The following is a 24,855-nucleotide window of genomic DNA, read 5'->3' as shown; positions in this document are numbered from 1 at the left end:
GAGATTATGTCTCAGACCGATTCCGAAACGGTTGCAGGTGAGCGCGACAAGCACAGTGACGCCCGCGCCACATCGCCCGCCCGCGAAACCCGCCGCCGCACCATTGCCATCGCCGTTGGCGGCGGATCGACGGCCGTGCTTCTCTGGTTGCTCTGGTCCGGGCCCGCGCCGCAGCAAAAAATCGAACATGCGCGGGTGCAACAGACGGCGGTGTTCGAACCGGCGATTGAAAAGCCAGCGCCGAAAGAGCTGCCGCGGCTGGCGGTCATGACTGATATCAAGGCCGCGCCCGTGATCGAGGCTCCGCCCCCTGCGCCGCCGCCGCCCGATCCGATGCTGGAGGCGTCGCGCAAAGCCCCGGTGCTGGCAGTGAGCAAGCGCGACGCGCAGTTCTCACGCGGCGCGCCCATCACCACCGGCAGCATAAGTCCTGAGTTCGAGGCCGACGACAAAGGCCAATTCGAGCGCCGTCTCAAACCGCCGAAGCTGGAAGCGGTGCGCGCCGGGTTCCTCGGCAACCCGAACTTCGTCGTACCTCAGGGCACCGCGATCCCGTGCACGTTGGAAACGGCGATGCAGTCCGATCAACCGGGGTTTGTATCGTGCGTGATTCCGCGCGATGTGCTGGGCGCCAATGGCCGCGTGGTGCTGCTCGAACGCGGCACACAGGTGACGGGCGAATACCGTGGCGGCCTCAAGCAAGGTCAGGTGCGCCTGCATGTGTTGTGGAGCCGGGCGCGGTCCCCAGCTGGCGTTGTTGTCGATCTCGGCTCACCGGCGACCGACGCGATCGGCCGCGCTGGCGTTGGCGGCGAAGTCGATAACCATTGGTGGGAGCGGTTTGGCTCGGCACTGCTGATGTCGGTTGTCGGCGACGGCATGCGCATACTCACAAAAGCCGGGCAAACCGCGACCGGGGAAAGCTTCAACGGCGTTGGCCAGGCCGGCAACCAGGCGGCGGCGATTGCGGTCGAGCAGTCGATCAACATGCCGCCGACGTTGCACAAGGCGCAGGGTGAGCTGGTGACGATTTTTGTCGCCAGGGACTTGGACTTTTCCAACGTCTACCGGCTGACGCTGGCGCCGCAACCCGAGCCCGACCTTTGGCAAACTTCAACGGTGAGGACCGATGGCCGATCTCTCAAGGATTGACACAAGCGATGGGCGCGAGGAAACGCGGCGTGCCGTTCAGGAACAACTCGGCGCGCTGCAAGAGCTTCTCGACCGGCCGGACGTGATCGAAGTGGTCATCAACCGGCCGGGCGAGGTCTGGGTCGAAACCCGCGACGGCTGGGATACGATAACGAACGCCAACATGACGTTCGTGCGCCTCGAACGGCTGGCCAAGGCGACGGCCGCCTATGCGGCGCAAGCCTTTCGCGACGAGCGGCCGATCCTGTCGGCGACGCTGCCCTCAGGCGCCCGCATTCAGATTGTCGGACCGCCCGCGACGGAAGCGGGTGTGATCAGCGTCACCATTCGCAAACCGTCGGTGCGGACGTGGTCACTGGGCGAACTTCAAAGCGCCGGGCTGTTCGACGGCCCAAAACGCCAAACTAACAAAGACGATACAACCTCAGACCTCAGCACTTTACTCAAGAGCGGCGACACCAAAGCGTTTCTGGCTGCCGCCGTGAAAGAAAAAAATAACATCTTGATTTCCGGGGCGACGGGTTCCGGCAAGACGACGCTCTCCAAAGCGCTCATTGCCGAAATCCCCGACACCGAGCGCATCATTACAATCGAGGATACGGCAGAACTCGTGGTGCCACAGCCGAACCGCGTGGCGTTGTTCTACCCCAAGGACGGGCCAAAAGATGCGACGGGCCGCGCCCGGATCGGACCCAAAGACCTGCTCGAAAGCGCGTTGCGCATGCGCCCGGATCGCATCCTCCTGCAAGAGCTGCGCGATGGTTCGGCGTTCTACTATTTGCGCAACGTCAATAGCGGCCATCCGGGATCGATCACGACGGTGCATGCCAACAGCTGCGCGCTGGCGGTCGAGCAGCTGACCCTGCTGGTCAAAGAAAGCGACGGCGGCCGCGATCTCACCCGCACGGACATCCGCGAGCTGGTCAACGCCACGGTTGATGTCATCATCCAATGCCAAAGGATCGGCGGCGCCTTCAAAGTCGTTGACGTGGCGCTGACCGGCACCACACCAAACGATAAAGCACCGAACTAACCGCCGTTCCCTGTTCGGCAAACATCCTTCCCCCGTCACGTTCCCCGTCCCGGCATGGCCCTGAAACCGCAGGCCGTCCGGACTGCCGTCACCCGCAGGGCCGTAACAGACGTGGAGGAGCGCTTCAGCGCTTGACGGCGGTCCGGCGCCTGCGAGGCTCCAAAAGCGGGGCAAACAAAACACAAAGTGATCTGCGCCGGGCTAGAGCCCGGCGCAGGAAGAACATCACGCGGCGACTGCACACTCAGCCGAGAATGCCTTCAAAAACGTCACCGCCTGGTTGGCTTTGGCGGCGGCGGTAAAGATGGCGCGGCTGTCGGATTTTAAGAGCTGCAGGTACTGGGCGATATACTGGGCGTGATCGGCGCGCGGCGTGCAGGCAATGCCGAGTTCGGCGGAGATAAACGCAGCACTCAGTTCGGCAACGATTTCTTCGACTGCATAGGCGGCATCACCGAAGCGTTTGCCGAAGTCGCGGTTGAGCCTATGCTTGGCGCCGCTCCAATGGCCAAGTTCGTGCGCCAGAACCGACATGTAGCTTTCATCGCGGGCCATGGTGGCTGTGCCGCAAAAGCGGGTTTCCTCCGGCATCCGAATGGTATCGGTGGACGGCTGATAGAAGGCCCGGTCACCGCCGTGCGCAATTACGGCACCGGTTGCAGCCACGAAGGCATCGAACTGCGAACTCCGCACCACCGTCCCGAGATCGGGAATCGCATCGGGCTCAGCAAAGCCATCGACCTGCGCGCAATTGAAAACGGCGGAGGTCCGCGCAACGCGCCGCTGGCCATCGTCGTCGGCATCTTCTGGATCACCAGTCACCTCGAAGGATTTGTAGAACACGACGGGTGTGGATTTTTCGCCCTTGCGGACTTGGCAGCCGAGTTGCGTAAATTGGTGATACGTCGCCCAGACAGGGGACTTGAAGCCCTGCTGCTCGGCCGAGACCCAGAGCACGACGGTGTTGATGCCCTGATAGGCTTTTTTGGTCAGTGCGTTTTCCGGCATGAACAGCGGTGCGGAGGCATCGCGATGCCAGGGCATGGCGGGTTTGCCGGGATTGGCTTCGATGGCGGCAGCAATCGATTGCGTGATAGTGTCAAAGAGTGAAGGTTTGGAGGTCATGGCGTTGTCCTTGAGAACCGGACCGCCCGATTGCGGTCTCGATGCCCGGCCGCCAACGCGGACCCTAAGCGGCGCTGTCACAACCTCGCGCCTTCGCGACCCAACGGGCGCGCTGCTGCAGGGGCCCTGCGCCCCGAAGCGAGCGGGTTTGAGCAGCGCCGCGATCCGCGCCACAACGGGCAGCTGAGAGACAGCAGAAGGGGCGGCGCGATAGGCGCGTGACAGGAACGACCGCAGCGGTGGTTACGCGTGTTGTCGATTCCTGAAACAAGTAACCGGAGGCGTGCGTAACGCAGGCAGGACCTTAAACTGCACCGTTTATGGTGACGAAAATCGGACCGCTACCGTGAAGTATAGCGGCACGTTGACTCGGTCAGACTGTGAATTCAGACGGTCCGTTGCGCTATCGGCGAACCAAACGGGCGCGAGTAGGTGCCAATGCAGCCGGTAAGGACTGTAGGCGTTCCTATACAGCCCTCGACCCGTCTTGCGTTCACTCGGCGCCCTTAATTGGCGATGATGTCCGCTCTTGAAGGTGCTACTGCCTGGAGCACGGATGAATACGGCGCATCCAATCAGGCTTCCAGATCGTGATGGCCGGTGTACCTTGAAAGCCGACGGTCAAATCGCGTCGTTCGTGACCCTAAACGGACGTCGCGCCCCCGGGCCCAAGCCGTTGAAGTGCGACGCGATTCACCCAAGCCGGTCATTGTCCGGGCGTCTGGGACTGAGAATTCGGGACCGTTGGCGGCTGGATGTCGTCACCGGACGGAACGTCGTTCTTATAATGATCGAGAATATGCTGATTGGTACTGAAGCCGAACTCATCTGGATACGCGATGTGCTGGTAGCCATGCATTTGCATCAAAAACAACAGCGATCCCGCAATCACCAAGGTTGCATTGGAAATGATTGTGAAAGGCGCAAAGGCCTGCGTGCGACGAAGGAGTGCCAGCAACAACATCATGGCGGCCAGGGCTGCAATCTGTCCAAGTTCTACGCCTGCATTGAAGGCCAACAAGCGCGGTGTCAGTCCGTCATCTGGTAAACCGATATTTTGCAATCTCGTCGCAAGACCAAATCCGTGGATGAGTCCAAACCCAAACACCATGCCAAGCAAGTTCGGCGGCGTGATCCCAAACCACTTCCGGAAGCCATCGAGGTTGTCGAATCCTTTGTAGACGACCGAAATCGCAATGACCGCATCGATCAAGTAGTAGTTGGCCTGCACGCCGTAGAGTGTTGCGGCGATGAGCGTGATGCTGTGGCCAATAGTGAAGGCCGTGATGAAGGTGACGATGTCTTTGAGGTTCGTCAGAAAAAACATGACGCCAAACAAGAAGAGTAAGTGATCGTATCCGGTCAGCATGTGCGTGGCGCCGGCCCAGAAATAACTGAGCGGGCCGCCGTATTTGAGCATCCGGGCCTGGTCGCCATGAATACCGTGAGCAAATGCGGCGCTCATCGTCAGGCAAAAAGCTGCAATGGTGACGCTCGCAAGGAGCGCGGTGGTCCCGACTTGATGCTTCTCGCGTGTCATTTAGGTCCTATCGCTTGGAATTTCGATCTAATGTTTGTGTCCGGCAGGTTCGGTCATGCGAAAGGTTACAACGTCTGCGCGCTGGCCAGCGCTGAGGCGCAACTGGGCGGAAAATTCGTGCGGCTCAGCGGGCGCCTTGGTGCTTTCAAAAACACCGGAGCGGCCCGCAACTGGTAGCAGCGCAAGAGTTTCAACGGTGCCACCTGGACGATCAATGGCTACGGTGGCTTCCAACCCCACAACGGGGAGTTCGAGAACGAGCCGCATGCGTTCGCCTTTGGACGTATCAGCAATTGCCAACAGTCCGCGTGCTAGTGTACTCGCGACTTTGAATGCTTCCGGCGCATGGTGACGCCCAATAGTGTGCTCCGGCGCCTCGGCAACATCAGCAATTGAATCGGATCCGTGGACCCGAACGTTCACGACCGAAAGTGTCGGAATGTGATTAAACATTTCCCGCTTGAGGAGCGTTCCGATCTTGTCGGCATCGGTGACAGAAAGTTTGCCCTCAACGAGGATCGCGACGTCGGAATGGAGCTTGTGGCCCAGCCATCGGGCCTTGACATCGAGGACTTTCTTGATGCCAGGGACATGCCCGGCTGCGTGGCTGATCTCACCTATCATTGCTGGGTCTACACCGTCGAGCATGCGGGTCAGCACAGCTTTGGCTGATTGCCAGACGATACCAAAGATTGCGATCGTGATGAGCAGGCCGATGATCGGATCGGCAAGCGGAAATCCGAGCCAGACACCGATTGCGCCTGCGACGACTGCAAGGCTCGTAAGCCCATCCGTCCGGGCGTGATAGCCATCTGCAATGAGTGCCGCGCTGTTGATCTCCCGGCCGACACGAATGCGGAAGACCGCGACGATTTCATTGCCGATGAAGCCGACCAGACCAGCGAGCGCGACCCAAGCCAACTGCGTGATGGGCTGGGGGTGGAAAATCCGGTCGATCGCCTCGTAGCCAGCAACCAGCGCACTGAACAGAATAATCAGAACGATGGCAATTCCCGCGAGATCCTCGACCCGGCCGTAGCCATAGGTGAACGTTGCAGTCGGCTTGCGCTGCGCTAGCTTGAAAGCAATCCACAACGGAATAGCGGTCGTCGCGTCGGCGATGTTGTGGATGGTATCGGCGAGGAGGGCGACGCTGCCCGTGGCGATCACAACGAGCACTTGCAGGGCTGAGGTGATGGCGAGAATGACAAACGACCATTTGACGGCCCAAATACCGCGCTCGGTTGTGGCGATAGACGGATCGATGACACCATGCGTATGGCCGTGGCCGCCATCGTCCTCATGATCATGTCCGTGTCCGGTTGCGCCTTCAAACACCGTCAGTCCTAGCCAGTCGCGGATTTTGTCGAGCACATCGCTTTCCCTTCAAAGATATTTGGTCAATGCCTTGAACTCTTTAAGTGCCGCGTTGGAAGCCTTGCCACCCTCCGACACGGCATCCTCGAGACAATGGTCGACGTGGTCGTGGATCAATTCACGCTTGGCGCTGGCGATGGCATTTTCGATAGCATGGAGCTGTTGGGCCAAATCGAGACACGAGCGGCCAGCCTCAATCATGCCAATTGCGGAGCGCAGGTGTCCTTCAGCGCGCTTCAGGCGTTTGATAATGGCGGGATGACTCTCGTGTTTCATTTCTCTGTCCTATCCCCGGGGATAGGATATAGGCAAGCCCCATGATGGGATGGTTGATCGAAATCCAGCGGTGGCTCTATGGCGGCATGTCGGAAGGCATGAAATCGACTGTCGACGTGTCGGGCCTACCGGCGTTGATGGGCGCTGCGTTCTTTTTCGGGATCGTCCATGCGCTGATGCCGGGGCACGGCAAGAGCGTGCTTGTCTCGTATCATCTTGGCCGCCCGGCCGGTTGATCGAGGGGGTTGCAACGGGAAGCCTACTGGCACTGACTCATGTCGGAATGGCCGTCGTTCTTGTTCTGGCGGGCGTCGCTGTCATCAGCCGTTCGCTGGCGGCTGGCGGCAGGGCCCCCGCTTTCGAGGTGATGAGCGCCGCGTTCATTACGATGATTGGAGCCTATCTTCTATTTCGAGCCATCAGGCCTCCGCCCGATACTCATGCTCGCGATGGCCGCACATTGGCACTGGTGACGGGGCTCGTGCCCTGTCCCCTGACGACCTTCATTCTCACCTATGCTCTCGCGCACAACAAGTTGACGGTCGGGCTTGCAGCGGTTTTGGCCATGCTCGGCGGCGTGATCGTGACGCTCGCCAGTTTTGCTGTCGCAGCAGTCGTCGCCCGGGAACGTTTCATGGCAGTTCTCAGCCGGACCGAAGGTCTACGACAACGCCTCGGCTACTGGCTGGAACTCGCCAGTGCACTGGCTGTGCTCGTTTTGGGCCTCACGATGTTTTGGGACCGGATCAGGTGGTTGTGATCCGACCCATCGCACAATCCGGATGCGCTTGAGGCGTCTCTTATTGACATTCGATGGCGAGCTGCGCCAACATATTCCTCATGGGGTCCCGCGACGTCCCCGTGAGGCGCCAGCCCAAAGATCGCGTCCAACAACCTTCGAAATTTGAAGGGAGGGCGCGCGTATGCCGTCTCCAACTGAAATCACTGTATCGCAATTGACGCGACTTATTGGGCTCGGGCATGGCCCTGCCCTCATCGATGTACGCGCCGATGAGGATTTCGCTGCCGATCCGCGACTGATCCCAGCGTCCGTGCGTCGTCCCGCTGAAGAGCCGGCGACTTGGGCATCTGCCTACAAAGGGAAATCCGTCGTCGTCATCTGCCGCAATGGCGCCAAGCTCAGCCAAGGCGTAGCCGCTTGGCTACGGCACGAGGGCATCGCGGCTGAAACCCTTGAAGGCGGATTCGCGGCCTGGCAAAGCGGACACCACCCCCTCGTGCGTACCGAGAAATTACTGAAGCGCGACGCCGAGGGGAGAACCGTGTGGGTCACGCGCGCCCGCCCCAAGATTGATCGCATCGCCTGCCCGTGGCTGATCCGCCGGTTTGTCGACCCGAACGCAGCGTTCCTGTTTGTAGCGGCTCCTGAGGTGCTCGCCGTCGCCGAGCGCTTTTCGGCCACACCGTTCGATATCGAAGGCGTCTTCTGGAGCCATCGCGGCGAGCTTTGCACCTTCGATACGATGCTCGAAGAATTCGCCCTCGACATTCCGGCGCTGCGCAATTTGGCGACCATTGTGCGAGCTGCGGACACCGCACGGCTTGACCTTGCCCCGGAGGCGGCCGGGCTACTCGCAGTGTCGCTCGGGTTCTCGCGTATGTTCCGGGACGACCTCGAGCAGCTTGCCGCGGCAATGCCGATCTATGATGGGTTCTACCGCTGGGCCCGTGACGCGACTGATGAAACGCACAACTGGCCTACTCCGGCGACTGGGAGCAAGGCATGACCAGCGGCGCGCAGGAGAAATTTTCCTCTTCAGACACGCAGTCGCCTCCCGTGAGCTTTGACGAGGCGCTCGCCACATGGGCACGGATCGGTTTCCTCTCCTTCGGGGGGCCAACGGCGCAGATTGCGCTGATGCACCGGATCATTGTCGATGAAAAAAAATGGCTCGATGAGGCGCATTTCCTCGGCGCGTTGAGCTTTTGCATGCTGCTTCCCGGCCCCGAGGCGATGCAGCTTGCGACCTATGTCGGTTGGCGACTGCACGGTCTCAAAGGCGGTCTCGCGGCGGGTCTGCTGTTTGTGTTGCCCGGCGCTCTCGTCGTGCTTGCCCTTTCGATGATCTACGCCGCCTTCGGCAATGTGCCGATCGTCGAGGCGATCTTCTTTGGGATCAAGGCGGCAGTGCTGGTTATTGTGATCGAAGCTCTACTACGGATCTCCAAGCGGGCATTGAAACTAACGGAGCACTGGATCATCGCCGCAGTCTCGTTCGTGGCCATCTTCTTTCTCAATGTCCCGTTTCCGCTGATCGTGCTTGCCGCTGCTCTTTTTGGTTTCTATCGGGTAACGAACGCAGAAGTCGCAAAGAAAACTGCGTTTGCACCGGCCCTAATCGCAACGTCGGAAACGCTGCGCACGGTCGCAATTTGGCTTGCAATCTGGTTTGCACCGCTGATGGCGCTCGCTGGCATTTTTGGCAGAGACCATGTGCTCTCGCAGATGAGTGCTTTCTTCTCAAAACTCGCAGTCGTTACCTTTGGTGGCGCCTATGCCGTGCTGGCCTATATGGGGCAGGACGTTGTCACCCGCTACGGTTGGCTTGATGCGGGTGCGATGATGGATGGGCTTGGGCTGGCCGAGACCACGCCTGGGCCGCTGATCCTTGTGACGGAATTCGTCGGGTATCTCTCCGCCTATCGCAACGGCAGCGGCTCGGCCATCGGCATGGGGTTGCTCGGAGCGTTTGTTGCGCTCTGGGCAACGTTTGCGCCGTGCTACCTCTGGATATTTGCCGGAGCGCCCTACATCGAATGGATCACACATCAACCGCGCCTCAAGGGCGCGCTCAACGCCATCACGGCCGCCGTTGTGGGTGTCATTCTCAATCTGGCGATTTGGTTTGCGCTTCATGTCTTTTTCAAACAGGTGACGCTCATCAAGGCCGGTCCGCTGAAGCTGTGGACGCCAACATTGGCCTCACTCGATTGGCGCGTTGTGGCGTTGTCGTCGCTCGCTGGCTTTCTGCTGCTCAAACGCCACTGGGGTATCCCTTCAGTGCTGGCAGTCGCGGCCACTACGGCCTTAGCCGTCCGATTTCTAGGGATTTGAGAGAGCAGTATGCGAAGTTCGTATTTAGCGGTGGTTTTGCTTTCGGTTGCCCAATCTTTTGCAGGCCCGTTGCCGACGATGGCGGCGGATAGCTACCGCGAACTGAGTGACGCGGAGATCAAATCAAAAATCACGGGCATGGAAATCAGCGAGGCGCATTTTTCGGAGCAATATTTGGCTGATGGGACGGTCCGAATCGTGAGTCTGGGCCGCAGAATTCTTGGAAAGTGGAAGATTGAGCGAGGCCAGCTCTGCATCAAGGCGCCAAATCCCGAGGATTCCCGATGCAAAGAAGTCTGGACCTCCGGAAAAAAATACCAACTCCGGTTTCCCGGCGATCCCGTCCCCTTTGACGTCGACATTCAGAAGATGCAGCCACGCGGCTGGTAGTCCCAACTGGAGGATACTATGGAGCAGAGTTTGCTTTTGAGAGCGGCCATCTTTGGCGGAATTATTGCTTTCAGCGTTTCTTCGCATTGGGCAAATGCTGAAGATATGCCCCCAATCGACACAGTCAAGATTGAAGCGGCAACAGGTCTCAAAGGCAGCTTCAACAAAGAAGAAAACGTGTTCAAGGTATCAAAGCCAAGAGCTGACGTGGCAATCCGCGTCGATGGCTGGCAGATGCCACCGTTTATGGGCCTCACATCATGGGCGGCGTTCACACCGGGCCACGACGGCCAGACCATGATGATGGGCGATACAGTCCTATTCGAGGATGAAGTGAACCCCGTCATGAGCGCCGCATTGGACAGCGGCCTCGAAGTGACGGCCCTCCACAACCACTTTTTTTTCGACGAGCCCAAGGTTTACTTCATTCACATCGGCGGCATGGGCGATGCCGGCAAGCTCGCTGAAGGCGTGAAGAGGGTCTACGACAAGATCGCAGAAATCCGCGCGGCTCAGTCGGAGCCACAGAAAGCATTCGGTGTTGGAAAGATCGGCTCGCCAAACTCAATTTTACCAGAGCCCCTTGAAACAATCCTTGGCGTGAAGGGGCAGGCCAAGGACGGCATGTTCAAGATCGTCATTGGCCGTCCAGCCACAATGCACGGGATGCCCGTTGGCAAGGAAATGGGGGTCAACACCTGGGCTGCATTCGCCGGCACCAACGACGAAGCGGTCGTGGATGGCGACTTTGCAATGACGGAGAACGAGCTTCAGACAGTCCTCAAAGCAATGCGCAAGGAAGGCGTCAACATCGTCGCGATCCATCATCACATGAGCCAGGAAGAGCCGCGTATACTTTTTTTGCACTACTGGGCAAAGGGCAAGGCTGCGGCCCTGGCGCAAGCGCTGAAGGCGGTCCTCGAGGCTCAGGCGGTCGTAGCCAAGTAGGACTCGCGAACAAGAGTCGAAAGCAATGACCTCCCGTCCGCACCATTCTGCTTGAATGACTTCTCGGTGAAAAGGTGGAGAAAACAATGAAAATTGTACTTTTTGCAGCGGGTGCAATGGCAGTGACGACTGTAGCTTTCGCTGACACTGATACCTTCGACAAATCGCCAATGGGCAAGCCGCCGGCACGCTGGACCTGCGGCGTGACTGGCCAGGGCTCGCCGGTCTGGAAGGTTGAAGCGGACGCATCGGCGCCGAGCAAACCGCAGGTCCTGAAACAATCCGGTAATGGGGACTATCCCTGGTGCGTCCGGAATGATGTGTCGCTCAAGGATGGCTTTGTCGAAGTCAAATTCAAGCCCGTCTCAGGCAGCGAAGATCAGGCCGGAGGGCTCGTCTGGCGCTGGAAGGACGGCGACAACTACTACGTCGCCCGCGCCAACGCGTTGGAGGACAATGTTACGATCTATCACACCATCAATGGTAGCCGCCGCCAGTTCAAGAGCGCCGACATGAAAGTCGCCGGCAATCAATGGCACACGCTGCGCGTGGAGTTTGACGGCAACAGGTTCAAGGTGCTGTTCGACGGCAAAGTCGCCATTGAGGCCACAGACGACACATTGAAGGACGCCGGCGCCGTTGGCGTGTGGACCAAGGCGGATAGCGTCACAGCCTTCGACGACTTCAGTCACGGAAAACAAGGAGGCAACCCATGAGCCGCGTGTACTCGATCACAATTGGCGCGCTTTCTATACTCTTCAGTCTCGAGGCAATGTCCTTCTGCGCTGATGCGTCCGAGTCTCGGCTTCGCGCTTACGTGACGAACTTTGAAGGCGAGAAGATTTCCGTCATTGACATCTCGGATCAGAGGGAGGTCGCCCAGATCACTACGGGGGCGAAGCCTCATGGCGTTACCATTGCTCCCGATGGTTCCGAGATCTTCGTCACCAATGAGGGCGATGGCACATTGAGTTTCATCGACCCGAAAGAGAACAAGGTCACTGAGACAATCAAAGTCGGAAACCGACCGCAGCAGCTCGCCGTCTCTCAAGATGGTGCAACTCTTTACGTGCCGCTGAACGGAGATCACGCCGTCGCCATCGTCGATATTAGGCAACGCAAGATCGTCTCCACGCTCCCCGTTGGAAGAAACCCTCACATCGTCATCATCAGTCCCACTTCAAAACGGGTCTATGTGACAAGCGAAGGAGATGAAAAACTCGCCGTGTTGGACGGGCAAACGAATCAGGCTGTGAAGGATATTCCCATTTTTACCTGGCCTAGGGTTCCCGCCATCACGCCGGATGGAAAAACGCTGTTTCAGACCATTCGCTGGATGAACGGAGCGCTCGTGCTCGATCTCGAAAAAGAGGAGGTGGCGAACCGCATCGTATTGCCCGAACCCAAAGCCTTTCCCAAAGACGGGATGGTCGCGCATGGGCTTCGCGTCACGCCGGACGGAAATGAGCTTTGGCTCACCACTCAGCTCAATGACCAGATCACCATAATCGATCCAAAGACACTGGAAACGATCGCTACGCTCGCGGCCGGCAGGAACCCCAACTGGATCGAGTTCACTCCCGACGGCAAGATCGCCGTGGTGAGCAACACGTCATCCAATGACGTGAGCCTGATCGATGTCAAAACGCGCTCGCTGATCAAGAATGTGCCGGTCGTGAAAGCGCCCAAGAGATTGGCCGTAGGCTATGTCGAGGCGACGCGGGAACAGCCGGTAGCAAAACCATGAAACGGCTCGCGGCTGTCGGCGTCCTGATCGTGGCGGCACTTGTATCATGGCGCTTCTATGCTCCCACTGGGTCGTCGACCGTGGTGGTGTATGTCAGCCACGACCAGGTCTTCTCAGAACCGATCCTGAAGGATTTCGAGAAGGATACCGGTATCGCCGTGCGCGCGGTCTATGACACGGAGGAAACCAAGAGCGCGGGAGCGATGAACCGCCTCATCGCCGAGAAGAACAATCCGCAAGCCGATGTCTACTGGGCCAATGAGCCGGTCCGCGCCGAGGTCCTCCGACAACAGCACATTGCGGCTCCTTATATCTCCCCTAACGCCAGCGGGATCCCGGCAACGTTCCGCGACCCCGACGGCTACTGGACAGGATTTGCGGCACGCGCCCGCGTCCTCATCGTGCATCGTGATGTCGACCCGAAACCGGCCTCTGTCCTGGCCTACACGGACGCTCGCTGGCGCGGCAAAGCCGTGATCGCAAATCCGCTGTTTGGCACGACGACCGACCAGATGGCCGCGCTCTTTGTGCACTGGGGCGACAAGCGCGGGCGCTTTTTTCTGCAGTCCCTGCGCGACAACGGTATCAAGCTCTCGCCCAGCAATGGCGACAGCGCCGATCTGGTGGCGCGCGGCGAGTTCGCGTTCAGCCTTGTGGATAGCGATGACGCGGTCAACCGGATGCAACAACATCAGCCCGTCGAGCTCATCTACCCGGACCAGGGACCTGACGAGATCGGCTGCCTCATCGTGCCCAATGCCGCCGTGCTGATTACTGGCGCGCCCCATCCGGAGGCGGCCAGGACGCTCATCGATTATCTCATCTCGAAAGACACCGAGCGCAAGCTTGCTCTCTCCGATGCCGCCCAGATTCCGCTGCATCCCGGCGTTGTGCCGCCCGCTCAGCTGCGCGCGATCGAGACGCTCAAGGTGATGAACGTGAACTATGCCGAGGTCGCGGCCAAACTGCAGGCGATCCAGCCGTTCCTCAAGAGCTGGGCTCAAGGGGGCTGAAGGCTTGGACAAGCGCATAACCCTGGCAACGGCTGCCGCACTGCTTGCCGTCATCGGCCTGTTGCCCCTGCTGACCATGCTGATCAACAGCGTGGTCGTGGACGGGGCTTTCAGCCTTAAGGCCTACCAGGCGCTGTGGTCGTCCGGCGGCGACCAGCTCAGTTTGATGCGCCACAGCTTGCTCTTGTCCCTTGCCGTGACTGTCCTGGCGACGATTGCGGGCGTGCCGCTGGGCGTCCTGCTCGGCAAGACGGATCTGCCATATCGCGGTCCCCTGACGGTGGTGCTTACCCTGCCGCTCCTCATACCTCCCTATGTGCTCGCGGTCGCCTGGTTCGCCGTGCTCGGCTCCGCGGGCTGGATCAGCTCCTGGGCACCTGAAGCGTCGAGGTCCCTGTCAGCGGCGCTCTTCGGCCCGTTGGGCTGCATGTCAGTGTTGTTCACCACATTCGTGCCCATCGTCATCCTCCTCACCATCGCCTATCTCGGCGCGGTCAATCCACGGCTCGAGGATGCGGGCCGGCTGGTTAGCCCTTGGCCCGCTGTTCTTCGGCGCATCACACTGCCCTTGATAGCGCCCGCTATCCTCTTTGCCGCCGTGTTGGTTTTTCTCCTGACACTCGGAGAACTCGGCGTCCCGACCTATCTGCGTTTCCCAGTGTACGCGGTCGAGACCATGACCCAATTTGCGGCCTTCTACGACTTCAGCGCAGCGACGGCGGCCGCGATGCCATTGCTCGTCGTCACGCTCGGGGTCCTGGCCATCGAATACCGGCTGCTCCACGGGCAAGGCTCGGAACTGAGAACCGTGACGTTCGAGGGTGCACGTAATGAGATCAGGCTCGGACGCTGGCGCACCCCGCTCCTTGCATTGGTCCTGGCCTGGAGTGCGGTGACCGTCGTCCTGCCGCTCGCCGTGCTTATCGCCCAATCCTGGTCGCTCGATGCGTATGCCGAAGCATTCGCGCGCGCGGGCGCCAGCATCCTGCGCAGCCTCGTATTTGCGGCGGTGGGCGCTACCCTGCTGACATTCCTCGGCTTCTTCCTGGGCTACCTCATTCATCACCGGGCGCTGCCCATCTGGCGCAACGTCGATGCGCTGACGCTCTTTCTATTTACGCTGCCCGGTACCGTCGTCGGCATCGGCCTCATCAGCCTGTGGAACAGGCCGATGACCAATATCATCTACGCCACGCCGGCGATCGTCATCTTTGGCTATCTCGCTCAATACGCCGTGCTTCCGACGCGGATGACGTCCGCCATCCTGGACCGGATTCCGCGCTCACTGGAGGCGGCCGCTCAAATGAGCGGTGCCGGCTGGTTCATGACGCTGCGGGAGATCATCGTACCTTTGGCGCGCCGCGGCCTCATCGCCACCTGGATCATCGCCTACGGCTTCTGCCTCCGCGATCTCGGCGTCAGTATGGTGGTTTATCCGCCCGGCTCGGACACTCTGCCCGTCCGCATCCTGACACTGATGGCCAACGGTACGCCGAGCATGATTGCCGCGCTGTGCGTCATTCTGATCGGGATCACGCTGCTTCCGCTCGGGGCGGCCGCCCTGTTGGCAGGGCATGGCAGACGGAGAGCACGGGCATGATCGAACTCAGGGCGGTATCGAAGGACTATAACGGGCACCGCGTCATCGACACCGTGTCTCTCAAGGTTGAGACGGGCGAGCGGGTCGCCCTGTTCGGACCATCGGGTTGCGGCAAATCAACGGTGCTGCATCTGATTGCCGGTCTCGTCATTCCGGATGCGGGCGACATCCTGATCGACGGAGAGTTCGTCGCCACGGCGCATAAGAACCTGCGCGAGCCTCAAGAGCGCGGGATCGGCCTCGTCTTCCAGGATCTTGCGCTCTGGCCGCATATGACGGTTTCGGAAAACATCGCATTTGGCCTCAGGGCAAAAGGTATTCCCCAAGCCGAGCGCGAGGAACGCGTGCGGGAGATGGTCGGACTCGTGCGGCTTGGTGATTATCTTAACGCAAGGCCGGCGGAGCTGTCGGGGGGACAGCAGCAGCGGGTTGCACTTGCGCGCGCCCTGGCACTGAGACCCCGCATCGTGCTCATGGACGAGCCGCTGTCCACACTCGATGAAGAACTCAATCTACAGCTCAGACAGGAAATTCTGCGGCTGCACGGCGAGCTCAAATTCACACTGGTCTACGTCACGCATAGCCGTGACGAAGCCGCAGCGCTTGCCACGCGCATCGTCTATTTCCGGCAAGGGCGTCTGGACACAACGCCCCGCACTGGCCGTACCGCCTGATTGCCCCACCGCTCGCACCATTGCAGCATGTTCTGCAATTTGTTAGCGCGCCTATTCCGGAATTGGCCCATGACGTCGGCGCGGCAGACGTCAACAGCCAGTATACACTGAAACCCGAAGTGCTGTCAGCATCGCGTCTGGCACGCAAGGTTGCGCAGTGACTGTCCGCTGTTAGAAGTGATGCGGTCGGGGCATCGCCCCCAAAGCAGCGGCGCATCCAGCAAGGTTGCGACTTCCGCAAACTCTGCGCAGTCACTATTGTGGCCGTATTGCGCGACCCGTTTGATCCTTTGCGGTCTCAGTGCCGGCGCACAACGCGAGTGTTGTACAAATTCTTGGCCGGGTTATCTTACGGCGCGCAGTACAAAATTCAAACGCGTCGCACATCAATGGCTTTGACCGTCGTTGTGCAGAGGACGCTGCCGTGCGCGTCTTCTTATATTCAGTAAACAGATGCCCGAAAAGTCACAGCTGCTTTGAACCGGTTCGCGGACATAGGTGCTACCGCATGGTGCTCTTCTCACCCTTGTAACCAGGGCGTCACACAACCCGCCCGGTCGGAGAGTTCGCATTTGCGACAAAGCCCGGTGGAAGAATGATGGTCGACGCGGTAAGCGCCTTTACGGGGTATATGAGAATGATCGTATTGTAGGTCGTGTCCAACGCCTCGCCCACCAACTCATGGAGATCGCCATTTCGATCGCGAAGCCCGACGGTGGTTTGCTTCACGCGCCGTCGGCCGATTGGAAGCATCGGTCCCAGGGCATGGTCGGGATGCAGAAAAGCGTCGGCGGGAACAGGAAACCTGCGATCGAACGGCGCTGATGGAAATATGCGCCGGATGGGAAACACGATGCCAAACCCTTCCCGCATTTCAGCTTTTTCGCACACGATAACGAGGCATTCGCGAGAGTTCGTGCTCGCGAACTCTCTTGCCGACGCATAGACCGATGCACCAAACTTTTTGCGGAGATTGATGGGTGTATTGAGCGCCATCGGCGAGTCGGCTGCCATCTGCGCGTATGTTGTTCCCTGGAACAGCGCGAAGCGCGCAAAGTTGTTCGCTTCACGCTCGAATAGATTTGCAATCTCCGGCGAAAGGCTCTTTTCGCAATCCTGGAAGATGCGAAAGGTCTTGCGGTGATGGGGCATTTCGGCATGCCCTGTCTCGTGCAACTTCAAGAATGTCTGCTTAGCCTCGACGACCGTATCGTCGACATGAATGATATGGTCATCCGCATCGTAGATTCCGAACACTTTGGAGAGGCCAGAGCGCAGTGTCGCGACGACGCTTGCAGCTTTCCCCTGCAAATAGGCCATGATGCGCGCAGGATCGAAGGCCTTTGTCGGGGCGAGTTTGACCTTGGCTGCTTCTAGGATGATGTCTACCGGCGTTGGCAAAACGCCCCATGCCTCTGCGCGATCGAGAAGGTTCTTTGCCTTCAGTTCGACCGCGCGAAGCTGTTCCGGGTCGAGGCTACAATCATCTGCTTTGGTCACCCGGTTTCTTCCTTCCACGTATAAATTGCAAATATTCGACGAGTTCCGCCTCTTCCTGAGGCGTCAGGTCTTGCTCGGAAAAAGTGGCGACGCGTCCATGCCGCTGGCCAAGTTTGCGCGTCTGACTGGCGGTGATGTAGCCCGCCAATTCCATCAGATTCTCGTAGTCGACGACATAAAGTTCTGCGAGCGCGTGCAGGATGTTGGGAGACGGTTGTTGGATCTTGTCGTTCTCAATTTGGCTTAAGTACGCGTTGGAGACTTCGCGCTTCGTCGCCTCCTCGACTTCGCGCAGCGTGAGCTTTCGTGCCGTTCGAATCGAGGCGAGATACCTTCCTAGCGTCATGCCGGCTGGACTCGTTTCGCCTTTGGATTCCATGGCTTAGGCACCTCCGAAGTTGTTGTTTATTAAGCGTTTTTAGCATTAGCGTGCTTGCTTCGTCAAGCGTGCGTAGATTTTGCTTGATTTATCAAGCAAGCTTGGTTAATCACGCATCAAGGCCTTTGGATGGCCAAACCGAACAGTGGAGATTTAATGATGACGATGGATGGCCATGCAGCAAAGGCGGCTTTACCGCCGGACCACGATCGCAAGGACGGTTCCGGCGGCTCAGACAAGGAACAGAAATACTTCCTAATGGTTGAGGGACAGGAGTTTCCTTGGAGTAGCGATACGATATCGACGGAGCAGATCGCCCAGCTTGGGGGATGGGATGCTGCGCAGGGCGTAATCGAGGTCGATGACCAGAACGTCGAGCGCACGCTGGCTCCCGGCGAAGTAGTGTATATCAAGCCGGGGCACGGCTTCGGCAAGAAGCACAAATGGAAGCGTGGACTGATGCGTTTGCGTATCGAACAGGAGCTGGCGCTCCTGCGCGAACGTTACGCTGATATCCAGCACATCGAGCACGACGGGGAGGATTGGTTTCTCATCCCGGGCTATCCGCTCGCGCTTGGCTGGCAAATCGGGGCTAGCGCGGCCGAATCTTCGTCCGTAGTTTTTCAGGTCAAGGCGGATTTCCCGGGAGCGCCGCCATATGGGTTTTTGATTCCGGCGGATCTGAACTTCAGGGGCAGCCACCCGAACAACGCTAGCGACCCGCCCAAGCCGCCGCCATTTCCGGGCGCATGGCGTCATCTTTCGTGGTCGGTTGATGACTGGAGCGCCAAGAGCGAACCGCAAAAGGGCTCGAACCTGCTGGCTTGGTGCCGGAGTTTTGCTACCCGGCTGCAGGAGGGCGAGTGAAGACAATCCTGAAGATGCGCGCTGCGCTCCACGATGAGCTGATGAGTCATCTGCTGAAGCCCGATTCTGAACTCGAACAAGCGGCTTTCGTGTTCCTGCACGAGGCGCAGTGCTCCGGCCAGATTATGTTCGAGGCGAGCGACGTCGAGAAACTATCGGGCCAGGACTTTGATGTGCAGGCACCGGACTACCTGGAACTTGCGGATAGCACGCGAACGCGCCTGATCAAGAAGGCGCACGATGCGCAGGCATGCCTGCTTGAGATGCATTCTCACCCGGGGCCCTGGCGGGCGGGATTTTCGGCGTCGGATCGCTTGGGATTGCGGGAGACCGTGCCGCATATGTGGTGGCGACTGAAGAAGAGACCATATCTTGCCATTGTTGTGGCTGCCTCGGGATTTGACGCGCTCGTATGGTATGACAACCCCAAGACGCCGCGGCCTCTCGATGCGCTGATGGCTGGCGACCGCCTCCTGAAGCCTACCAATTTTTCGCTCGGAGGCTGGTCGTGAATGATAGGTATCACCGCAACATCTTATTGTTTGGCGAGGAAGGTCAGCACAGACTACGCCAGGCCAAGGTGACAATTGCGGGCGCCGGCGGTCTTGGCAGCCCGGTGGCGCAACATCTCGCGCTCCTCGGCGTGGGAGAAGCCGGGCTGATTGACGACGAAGATCTTTCAGAATCGAATCGTAATCGCTTCGTGGGCGCTCGCCACGATGATCCGGTGCCTGGGAGTTTGAAAGTCGCTTTGGTCGCCCGGAACATCCGCGAGATTAATCCGGATGTGAATGTCATCGAATGTCCTCACGCACTCGTTTCGCCTGAGGCATTCGATCTAATAAAACGGTCGGAATACGTCATCGGGTGCTTTGACGATGACGGGCCGCGGTTCATCCTGAACGAACTCTGCGCAGCATACTCGAAGCACTATATTGATCTTGCATCAGACGTTGCTGACGGTCGTTCGTATGGCGGACGCGTCTGCGTGTCCTGGGATGGTAAGGGCTGCCTTCATTGCTTGGGAGAACTCGACCCGGTCGCCGTCAGGAAGTACCTGTCATCGACGGAAGAGAAAGAGCGCAAGGATGCGATCTATGGAATCAAAACCGCCGCGCTCGGGCAAACCGGCCCATCTATTGCGCCTTTGAATGGCGTCATCGCCGCGCTTGGCGTCATGGAATTGATGGTCGCCGTCACAGGAATGCGCCCGCCGTCACGGTTCTTGGACTTCAAAGGGCATTTGGGTACGGTAAATAGCAGGCGCGACAAGCCAGATGAAGGCTGCCCGTATTGTCAGAACAGAGGGCGCGGCGCTGCCCTCGACGTCGAACGGTATCTTAGAATTCCGCATCTTCGTTTGCCGCGCGATAAATAACAGCAATGATCGCGGTCATCACAGTCGAGCATGAGACTGCCGATGAATGCGTGAGCGGCGACATCGAATTCTGTTAAGGCGTAAATTCAAAGGAGCTGGTTACCGAATTCTGGAAGCGTCGACCGATAACCAGGAGCTTTTTTCGTGTGGATGAACTGCGGCGCAAATACCCCCGAGATGCCGACGCCTTTAAAATCTATCCAACGAAACCCGCAACACGGGGGGCTCAGATGTTTTTCACGGTGGAGCAAGTAAACCAGCTTGCAGAAGGTTACGCGGCTGTCGATGATCGGTACGAAAAGTTGCGGCAGGCGTATATCGATCATCCTTGGACGACAGACAGGGGAAGAGAATTCGGCGTCAATGGCTTTGTGCGGAGGCTGCAGTGCCTCCACCGCTGTGTTCGGAACGTGTTCGAGAATCTTCCGCCTGAACTCGAGCATGCGCCTGATCGCGACACTCGCCACGAGGCCGAGCTGCAGGTTCAGGCTTTCATCTTTCGCGCCTTCGGCGCCGCTGACAATCTTGCCTGGATATGCGCTCGCTGACAGGATTCCGCTCTACATCCCGCCATACGTCATCGCTCAGGCAAATGTCGCAAGGTACAACGAGCTACAGTTGGCAATGAATGTAGCGTTCGCAGCGGCAAATTACACCCAGCACGCCGAACTTAAGAATCACCAGACGCTGCTCACGTCATGGCAACCTCTCATGCAGCATTCCATTATTGAAGAAGCAGGTCGAATTGTTTTTCACTCTCAACTGATAGCTGATTTCAACACCATCTATGAGCTTGGATCCATGATGCTGGAGGAGCTGGAAGAATGAGCGCCAATCAATAGCGCGAGTTCTCTATTGTGCCGGCTCGACGATGCCTTGCTCAACCGTCTGCTCCACGCCCGAGAGCAGACATCTGGGCTAGTCTCGTTGGCGGCCATAGTCGCATCACCGCCGACGGCAGCTTCTGTATAACTTTGTCTATCGACACTGTTCCGTTGCTCCACCGGGCGCATTGGGTCGCGCCCGGTGGGGCTTCACAACTATCTGGCCATCGCAGGTTGGCGTGTTTGCGCTTGCTGCAGAGCCAGACTCTGATCAAGGGCTTTGGTTGCCGCCTGATCGAGCTTGCCATGCAACTCCGTAATCTTCTTGGCGGCACTCTTTTCGATGTCGAGCGTTGCCACCAAGGTTTTGGTGTCTCCCGCTCTAAGCGCATCGCGCACCGCTGGCGCGGCCGCCTCCATGTGCCGGAGATAGCGGTTGATCTGGGCGGCGAGCGCCGGCTCGGCACTGTAACGGGCTATGAGATCGGGCTCCGATAACTTCAGCGCCTCTGCGACGGCCTTAGGCGGCTGCTCAATGCCGGTCCGATCCACCGTCGGCGGCACCAAGGCTTTGTCGTAAATCGACGTCACCGAAGCGAAGGCCATTTCGATCTCCGCCACATGCTCGGAACTCAACGGCACGACACCATAGGCCGATTGCCGGTCTCGCCAGGTGAAGCCTGCACCTTTCAGATCCTGGTTTGCCGACGGCATGTTGGGCGTTCGGACAAACACGGTGTCGCCCTCGAAACTGACGGCGATCCTTGGGTCGCTGGCAGTGATGGTCTTCGCCAAGGTTTGCGAGTGCTCGGCGGCGTGGATGGCGGCAGCCACACGTGGCAGTCCGTTTTCGACGAGGTTGACGCTGTTGGCGACAACTTCAACGGTCCAGCGCTTGTTTTTGGCGTCCCAATGCGCGCCCATTTCCTTAGCGGCCATGCGCGCAGCTTCCATGCCGGGCGGAATGGTCAAATGCAAACGGGCGTTGTGAATGCCCAATTTCAAGTCGGCGGAATGCGACGGATCATCTGGCTGATAGGCGGCGATGATCTTTTCGGCGCGCGCGTGGCTTTCGCCCATTTCGGCGATAATGCGGCCAGCAGAGACAGCGGCGGCTTTCATGTCGCGGTCGTCGGTCGTATCGCGGAACCGGTACACCCCGGCGGTTTCATCCCACGATGCAAAGCGTGAGACGATCTCGTTGGCGGCAGCGTTGTAGGGATAGCGGATGGTGCGGGCTTCGGCGTTGAAGTCGATCATGTAATCTTTGGTATCCATGGCAATCAGGTCCTCTTGCGAAGGTTTCAAGGAACGCGGGGACGCAACGGTACGGAAAGGGTCGCCGACGAGGGCGCGGCGCAGAGAGTCTGGCGCGCGGTCGGCAAGGCGGCGCGTCAGGCTGACAAGCAATTGGCGCTGGGTTTCGGCGAAGGCGCGGATCGCTTCGATGATGTCGGCGAGCGTTTCAAAGCCGCGCAGGCGCAGGACATCGTCCTTTGCGTAATCCAGCGTCGATGATTTCGCGCCGGAACGGCTGAACACAGCTTCAAGCGGCCGGTCAATAAAACTCTCGATTGGCGCGTAGAGGGTGACGGCCTCGCGGTGGCGGGAGAGCGCAACGTAGGCGAGATGCCGGTCCATGGTGGGAGCCGCAAGAACCAAGGTTTGATCAACCGTGACGCCTTGGCTCTTATGGATGGTGGCGGCGTAGCCATGGTCAATGTGGGCGTAGGTGGCGGCGTCGAATGCGACGGTCCCGCCGCCATCAATTGCGACGGTGAGACCATTTGCGACGGATGCGATGACAGTTCCGAGCATGCCGTTCTTCACCGCGATGGGATCATTTGCGCGAAACTCTGACGGCAAGCGGCGGTTTTCGAGAAAGAGAACCCGGTCACCCGGCGCAAAGGAGCGGACGCCTCGGGCCGTGACAAACGATTGCTCGCCGTTTAGTTCCCCGCGCGCCATCAGCGCCACACGCACGGACTGGTTTAGCGCGAAGACTTCGGCATTGCTGTGGGCCAGGATCAGCGTCTGAGACGCTGGCCGCGTGACGCGTGCCGCCAAGTAGTCGCGCGTGATTTCAACGATGGCTTCAGTGCGGGCGGCAGGCTGACGAATGGCGCCCTTCGCACGATAGGCGGCAAGCGCGCGCTTGACGTTCCCTCGGCTCAAGTCCCGCGTTGCCTGCTGCTGCCAGACGTCGCGCTGGCGGCGGACTTGGGTCAACTCCGCCGCGCCGATCCGCTCGACGATGGCCCGGAACGCGGCACCGGCTTCGATCGGTTGCAGCTGGGCGGCGTCGCCGACGAGGACCAGCTTGGCACCGGCCCGTTCAACAGCGGCGACAAGCGTTGCCATCTGCTTCGATGAGACCATGCCAGCCTCATCAAGGACGAGCACATCGCCACGATTGAGACCATCGCGGCCCTGGCTCCAGGCATATTCCCAGGCTGCAATGGTCCGGCTTGGAATTCCGGAACTTTTCTCCAAACCCTCGGCAGCTTTGCCCGCCAGTGCCGCGCCAAGGACGCGCTTACCCGACGCTGTCCACACATGCTGGGCGGCGTCGAGCATGGTGGATTTACCGGCGCCTGCGATGCCGACAACGGCGGCTATTCTTTCGGCCCCGGTGACGTGCGCGACCGCGTGGCGTTGTTCGTCTGAGAGCGTGACCGGAGAACGGCCGTCAACACTTCCCACAATCGCGCGGCGCGCCCGCCGACCACCATGTCGCGTCGTCTCTTTTAGTCTTATCGCGCCAGTGATCATGGCGGCTTCGAGCCGGACCATGGCGGCTGAGGAATAGACCGCGTGCGTGACGCGCAAGCCGGTTTCTGGATCGTGGATATCGGGCCGGAGTGTGACCAAGTCCGGTGATGCCATGACCTTTGCCATGATGACATCAAACGCGGCCTTGTCCGTGCTGTATCGGTGCACGGCACGGGCGATATCTCGGGCCGAGAACGTGGCCTTGCTGGTGGTGATGACGTCGAGCAGTAGCGCTGGGTTGGCGATGATCTTAGCGGCCGTTGTATCGGTATCGAGGCCGATGAAAAGATCGACGCCACAGGGTTTGGCTTTGGCGCGCAGCGCCGTCACCGACGGCCCGCGATGACTGGACGGCGGTAGCTCCAGACCAAGCGCCGCAAACGAGCGGGTCTCGACAATGGCATCATATCCTGCGAGCGCAAGATGCCGGGAGGCAAGCGCGCCCCAGGCCAGCCGCAACGCTTTAAAATCCTCGCGCGTGCCGATCAACGGGCGATACAACGGAACGCCGTTGTGACGGCGGACTGCGCCTGTCTCATCGCGCAAGGGAATGCGCTTGGCACCGAACTTGGTCACCCCGATCACCCGCAACGTGTGCATGACGTGAACGTGCGGATTGCCGGGTTTGTCGTGATAGACCCAGTCGGCAATCATGCCCTTGGCAGCGAATTCCGCGCCGATAAACGCGCGCACGAGATCAATGTTTTGCGCCCGCGTCAGTTCAAGCGGAAGCGCGATGACGAACTCGCGGGCGAACTGGCCGTTGCGGCGTTTCTCTTGAGCGGCGACGGCGTTCCATAACTGCTCGCTCGCCTTAGCAACGCTGTCGGATGAGACAATGTCTTTCACCCATTGGGGTGCATCCAGCGGCACGGACATCTCGGCATGCACCAGATCTGTCTCACGCGTGAATGACCACGTTTCGGCAATGGTGTGGTCGGTCATCTCGGTGCGATGCCGGTAGGCGGCGGCCGCAACCGGGCTGCGACCGGCGGTGATAAAACTGGCTGAGAAATGCGCGATGGCCATCGGGTCTTGTCAAAATTGTTAACGCGCACCCGCAAACGGCAATCGCCAAAGATTGCATAATTGCGCCATCCGGACTTTTCTCACATCTCTTCTTGACGTGCAATGGAATACACGTCAGAAATGTGCCTATCCTGAGTCGCGTCGATTGACGAGTG

General features: G+C 59.4%; 24 protein-coding genes. 17 read left to right on the top strand and 7 right to left on the bottom strand.

What is annotated here, in order from left to right:
* Positions 1-6 precede the first annotated feature (6 nt).
* Both virB10 and virB11 read left to right on the top strand, forming a co-directional pair.
* Positions 7-1,152: a type IV secretion system protein VirB10 gene (virB10, locus tag AB4Z24_RS13510; RefSeq protein ID WP_441708932.1), complete on the top strand. Its 1,146-nt coding sequence runs from the start codon at positions 7-9 to the stop codon at positions 1,150-1,152.
* Positions 1,130-2,185 (top strand): P-type DNA transfer ATPase VirB11, encoded by a 1,056-nt coding sequence (gene virB11 / locus AB4Z24_RS13505; RefSeq protein ID WP_441708930.1) that lies wholly within the window; start codon positions 1,130-1,132, stop codon positions 2,183-2,185. Before virB10 ends, virB11 begins: the two co-directional genes overlap by 23 nt.
* A 225-nt stretch (positions 2,186-2,410) precedes the next feature.
* On the opposite strand, the gene AB4Z24_RS13500 is transcribed toward virB11, so the two are convergent.
* The 4 genes from AB4Z24_RS13500 to AB4Z24_RS13485 all read right to left on the bottom strand — a co-directional run bounded on the left by AB4Z24_RS13500 (position 2,411) and on the right by AB4Z24_RS13485 (position 6,503).
* Positions 2,411-3,310 (bottom strand): ArdC family protein, encoded by a 900-nt coding sequence (locus AB4Z24_RS13500; protein WP_441708928.1) that lies wholly within the window; start codon positions 3,308-3,310, stop codon positions 2,411-2,413.
* Between the two features lie 706 nt (positions 3,311-4,016).
* Positions 4,017-4,850 carry a HupE/UreJ family protein gene (locus AB4Z24_RS13495; RefSeq protein ID WP_441708926.1) on the bottom strand — a complete coding sequence of 278 codons (834 nt, stop codon included), beginning with the start codon at positions 4,848-4,850 and terminating at the stop codon, positions 4,017-4,019.
* A 27-nt stretch (positions 4,851-4,877) separates the two neighbouring features.
* A complete protein-coding gene (locus tag AB4Z24_RS13490) occupies positions 4,878-6,224 on the bottom strand; it encodes a cation diffusion facilitator family transporter (RefSeq protein ID WP_441708924.1) in 1,347 nt (448 codons plus the stop codon).
* A gap of 12 nt (positions 6,225-6,236) precedes the next feature.
* Positions 6,237-6,503, bottom strand: a complete 267-nt coding sequence (locus tag AB4Z24_RS13485; RefSeq protein WP_441708922.1) for a metal-sensing transcriptional repressor — start codon at positions 6,501-6,503, stop codon at positions 6,237-6,239.
* Between the two features lie 41 nt (positions 6,504-6,544).
* Between AB4Z24_RS13485 and AB4Z24_RS13480 the strand changes: the two genes are divergently transcribed.
* The 11 genes from AB4Z24_RS13480 (at position 6,545) to AB4Z24_RS13430 (ending at position 15,951) form a co-directional block, all read left to right on the top strand.
* Positions 6,545-6,739, top strand: a complete 195-nt coding sequence (locus AB4Z24_RS13480; protein ID WP_441708920.1) for a hypothetical protein — start codon at positions 6,545-6,547, stop codon at positions 6,737-6,739.
* Positions 6,740-6,786: 47 nt separating this feature from the next.
* Entirely contained in the window at positions 6,787-7,263 is a 477-nt protein-coding gene (locus AB4Z24_RS13475; RefSeq protein ID WP_441708918.1) for a hypothetical protein, read from the top strand.
* A 163-nt stretch (positions 7,264-7,426) separates the two neighbouring features.
* Positions 7,427-8,251, top strand: a complete 825-nt coding sequence (locus tag AB4Z24_RS13470; protein WP_441708917.1) for a chromate resistance protein ChrB domain-containing protein — start codon at positions 7,427-7,429, stop codon at positions 8,249-8,251.
* A complete protein-coding gene (gene chrA, locus AB4Z24_RS13465) occupies positions 8,248-9,579 on the top strand; it encodes a chromate efflux transporter (protein WP_441708915.1) in 1,332 nt (443 codons plus the stop codon). Before AB4Z24_RS13470 ends, chrA begins: the two co-directional genes overlap by 4 nt.
* A gap of 69 nt (positions 9,580-9,648) precedes the next feature.
* Positions 9,649-9,969 (top strand): hypothetical protein, encoded by a 321-nt coding sequence (locus tag AB4Z24_RS13460; RefSeq protein WP_441708913.1) that lies wholly within the window; start codon positions 9,649-9,651, stop codon positions 9,967-9,969.
* An 18-nt stretch (positions 9,970-9,987) separates the two neighbouring features.
* Positions 9,988-10,917, top strand: a complete 930-nt coding sequence (locus AB4Z24_RS13455) for a DUF1259 domain-containing protein (protein ID WP_441708911.1) — start codon at positions 9,988-9,990, stop codon at positions 10,915-10,917.
* Positions 10,918-11,003: 86 nt separating this feature from the next.
* Positions 11,004-11,633, top strand: a complete 630-nt coding sequence (locus AB4Z24_RS13450; RefSeq protein ID WP_441708909.1) for a family 16 glycoside hydrolase — start codon at positions 11,004-11,006, stop codon at positions 11,631-11,633.
* Positions 11,630-12,664 (top strand): YVTN family beta-propeller repeat protein, encoded by a 1,035-nt coding sequence (locus tag AB4Z24_RS13445; protein ID WP_441708907.1) that lies wholly within the window; start codon positions 11,630-11,632, stop codon positions 12,662-12,664. The genes AB4Z24_RS13450 and AB4Z24_RS13445 overlap by 4 nt, the downstream gene beginning before the upstream one ends.
* Complete coding sequence (locus tag AB4Z24_RS13440) at positions 12,661-13,677, top strand: extracellular solute-binding protein (protein WP_441708905.1); 1,017 nt, start codon at positions 12,661-12,663, stop codon at positions 13,675-13,677. Before AB4Z24_RS13445 ends, AB4Z24_RS13440 begins: the two co-directional genes overlap by 4 nt.
* A 4-nt stretch (positions 13,678-13,681) precedes the next feature.
* Entirely contained in the window at positions 13,682-15,277 is a 1,596-nt protein-coding gene (locus AB4Z24_RS13435) for an ABC transporter permease (protein WP_441708903.1), read from the top strand.
* Positions 15,274-15,951, top strand: coding sequence for an ABC transporter ATP-binding protein (locus AB4Z24_RS13430; RefSeq protein WP_441708901.1), 678 nt, complete (start codon positions 15,274-15,276; stop codon positions 15,949-15,951). The genes AB4Z24_RS13435 and AB4Z24_RS13430 overlap by 4 nt, the downstream gene beginning before the upstream one ends.
* A 540-nt stretch (positions 15,952-16,491) precedes the next feature.
* Here the strand turns inward: AB4Z24_RS13430 and AB4Z24_RS13425 are convergent.
* Together AB4Z24_RS13425 and AB4Z24_RS13420 are read right to left on the bottom strand one after the other, a co-directional pair.
* Positions 16,492-17,451, bottom strand: coding sequence for an ImmA/IrrE family metallo-endopeptidase (locus tag AB4Z24_RS13425; protein ID WP_441708899.1), 960 nt, complete (start codon positions 17,449-17,451; stop codon positions 16,492-16,494).
* Complete coding sequence (locus tag AB4Z24_RS13420; RefSeq protein WP_441708897.1) at positions 17,435-17,830, bottom strand: helix-turn-helix domain-containing protein; 396 nt, start codon at positions 17,828-17,830, stop codon at positions 17,435-17,437. Before AB4Z24_RS13420 ends, AB4Z24_RS13425 begins: the two co-directional genes overlap by 17 nt.
* 129 nt (positions 17,831-17,959) lie before the next feature.
* On the opposite strand from AB4Z24_RS13420, the gene AB4Z24_RS13415 reads away from it, so the two are divergent.
* From AB4Z24_RS13415 to AB4Z24_RS13400, 4 genes are all read left to right on the top strand, one after another.
* Complete coding sequence (locus AB4Z24_RS13415; RefSeq protein ID WP_441708895.1) at positions 17,960-18,697, top strand: hypothetical protein; 738 nt, start codon at positions 17,960-17,962, stop codon at positions 18,695-18,697.
* Positions 18,694-19,209 (top strand): hypothetical protein, encoded by a 516-nt coding sequence (locus AB4Z24_RS13410; protein ID WP_441708893.1) that lies wholly within the window; start codon positions 18,694-18,696, stop codon positions 19,207-19,209. Before AB4Z24_RS13415 ends, AB4Z24_RS13410 begins: the two co-directional genes overlap by 4 nt.
* Positions 19,206-20,075 (top strand): HesA/MoeB/ThiF family protein, encoded by an 870-nt coding sequence (locus tag AB4Z24_RS13405; protein WP_441708891.1) that lies wholly within the window; start codon positions 19,206-19,208, stop codon positions 20,073-20,075. Before AB4Z24_RS13410 ends, AB4Z24_RS13405 begins: the two co-directional genes overlap by 4 nt.
* Positions 20,076-20,516: 441 nt before the next feature.
* Positions 20,517-20,903 carry a hypothetical protein gene (locus tag AB4Z24_RS13400; RefSeq protein ID WP_441708889.1) on the top strand — a complete coding sequence of 129 codons (387 nt, stop codon included), beginning with the start codon at positions 20,517-20,519 and terminating at the stop codon, positions 20,901-20,903.
* A gap of 212 nt (positions 20,904-21,115) precedes the next feature.
* Here AB4Z24_RS13400 and traA read toward each other — a convergent pair whose 3' ends face one another.
* Positions 21,116-24,700: a Ti-type conjugative transfer relaxase TraA gene (traA, locus tag AB4Z24_RS13395; RefSeq protein WP_441708888.1), complete on the bottom strand. Its 3,585-nt coding sequence runs from the start codon at positions 24,698-24,700 to the stop codon at positions 21,116-21,118.
* Positions 24,701-24,855: the final 155 nt, after the last annotated feature.

Origin of the sequence: Hyphomicrobium sp. 2TAF46, from assembly GCF_052114865.1 — a bacterium.
Classification (GTDB): domain Bacteria; phylum Pseudomonadota; class Alphaproteobacteria; order Rhizobiales; family Hyphomicrobiaceae; genus Hyphomicrobium_B.
The sequence above is the reverse complement of the archived record's forward strand: the minus strand, read 5'-3'. Positions and strand labels throughout refer to the sequence as shown.

Coding starts and splice junctions, on each gene's coding strand:
- AB4Z24_RS13475 (WP_441708918.1), top strand. CDS start 6,787: ATGGCCGTCGTTCTTGTTCTGGCGGGCGTCGCTGTCATCAGCCGTTCG.
- AB4Z24_RS13420 (WP_441708897.1), bottom strand. CDS start 17,830: ATGGAATCCAAAGGCGAAACGAGTCCAGCCGGCATGACGCTAGGAAGG.
- AB4Z24_RS13430 (WP_441708901.1), top strand. CDS start 15,274: ATGATCGAACTCAGGGCGGTATCGAAGGACTATAACGGGCACCGCGTC.
- traA (WP_441708888.1), bottom strand. CDS start 24,700: ATGGCCATCGCGCATTTCTCAGCCAGTTTTATCACCGCCGGTCGCAGC.
- AB4Z24_RS13500 (WP_441708928.1), bottom strand. CDS start 3,310: ATGACCTCCAAACCTTCACTCTTTGACACTATCACGCAATCGATTGCT.
- AB4Z24_RS13440 (WP_441708905.1), top strand. CDS start 12,661: ATGAAACGGCTCGCGGCTGTCGGCGTCCTGATCGTGGCGGCACTTGTA.
- AB4Z24_RS13445 (WP_441708907.1), top strand. CDS start 11,630: ATGAGCCGCGTGTACTCGATCACAATTGGCGCGCTTTCTATACTCTTC.
- AB4Z24_RS13450 (WP_441708909.1), top strand. CDS start 11,004: ATGAAAATTGTACTTTTTGCAGCGGGTGCAATGGCAGTGACGACTGTA.
- virB10 (WP_441708932.1), top strand. CDS start 7: ATGTCTCAGACCGATTCCGAAACGGTTGCAGGTGAGCGCGACAAGCAC.
- AB4Z24_RS13480 (WP_441708920.1), top strand. CDS start 6,545: ATGATGGGATGGTTGATCGAAATCCAGCGGTGGCTCTATGGCGGCATG.
- AB4Z24_RS13455 (WP_441708911.1), top strand. CDS start 9,988: ATGGAGCAGAGTTTGCTTTTGAGAGCGGCCATCTTTGGCGGAATTATT.
- chrA (WP_441708915.1), top strand. CDS start 8,248: ATGACCAGCGGCGCGCAGGAGAAATTTTCCTCTTCAGACACGCAGTCG.
- AB4Z24_RS13485 (WP_441708922.1), bottom strand. CDS start 6,503: ATGAAACACGAGAGTCATCCCGCCATTATCAAACGCCTGAAGCGCGCT.
- AB4Z24_RS13400 (WP_441708889.1), top strand. CDS start 20,517: ATGCGCCTGATCGCGACACTCGCCACGAGGCCGAGCTGCAGGTTCAGG.
- AB4Z24_RS13470 (WP_441708917.1), top strand. CDS start 7,427: ATGCCGTCTCCAACTGAAATCACTGTATCGCAATTGACGCGACTTATT.
- virB11 (WP_441708930.1), top strand. CDS start 1,130: ATGGCCGATCTCTCAAGGATTGACACAAGCGATGGGCGCGAGGAAACG.
- AB4Z24_RS13415 (WP_441708895.1), top strand. CDS start 17,960: ATGGCCAAACCGAACAGTGGAGATTTAATGATGACGATGGATGGCCAT.
- AB4Z24_RS13495 (WP_441708926.1), bottom strand. CDS start 4,850: ATGACACGCGAGAAGCATCAAGTCGGGACCACCGCGCTCCTTGCGAGC.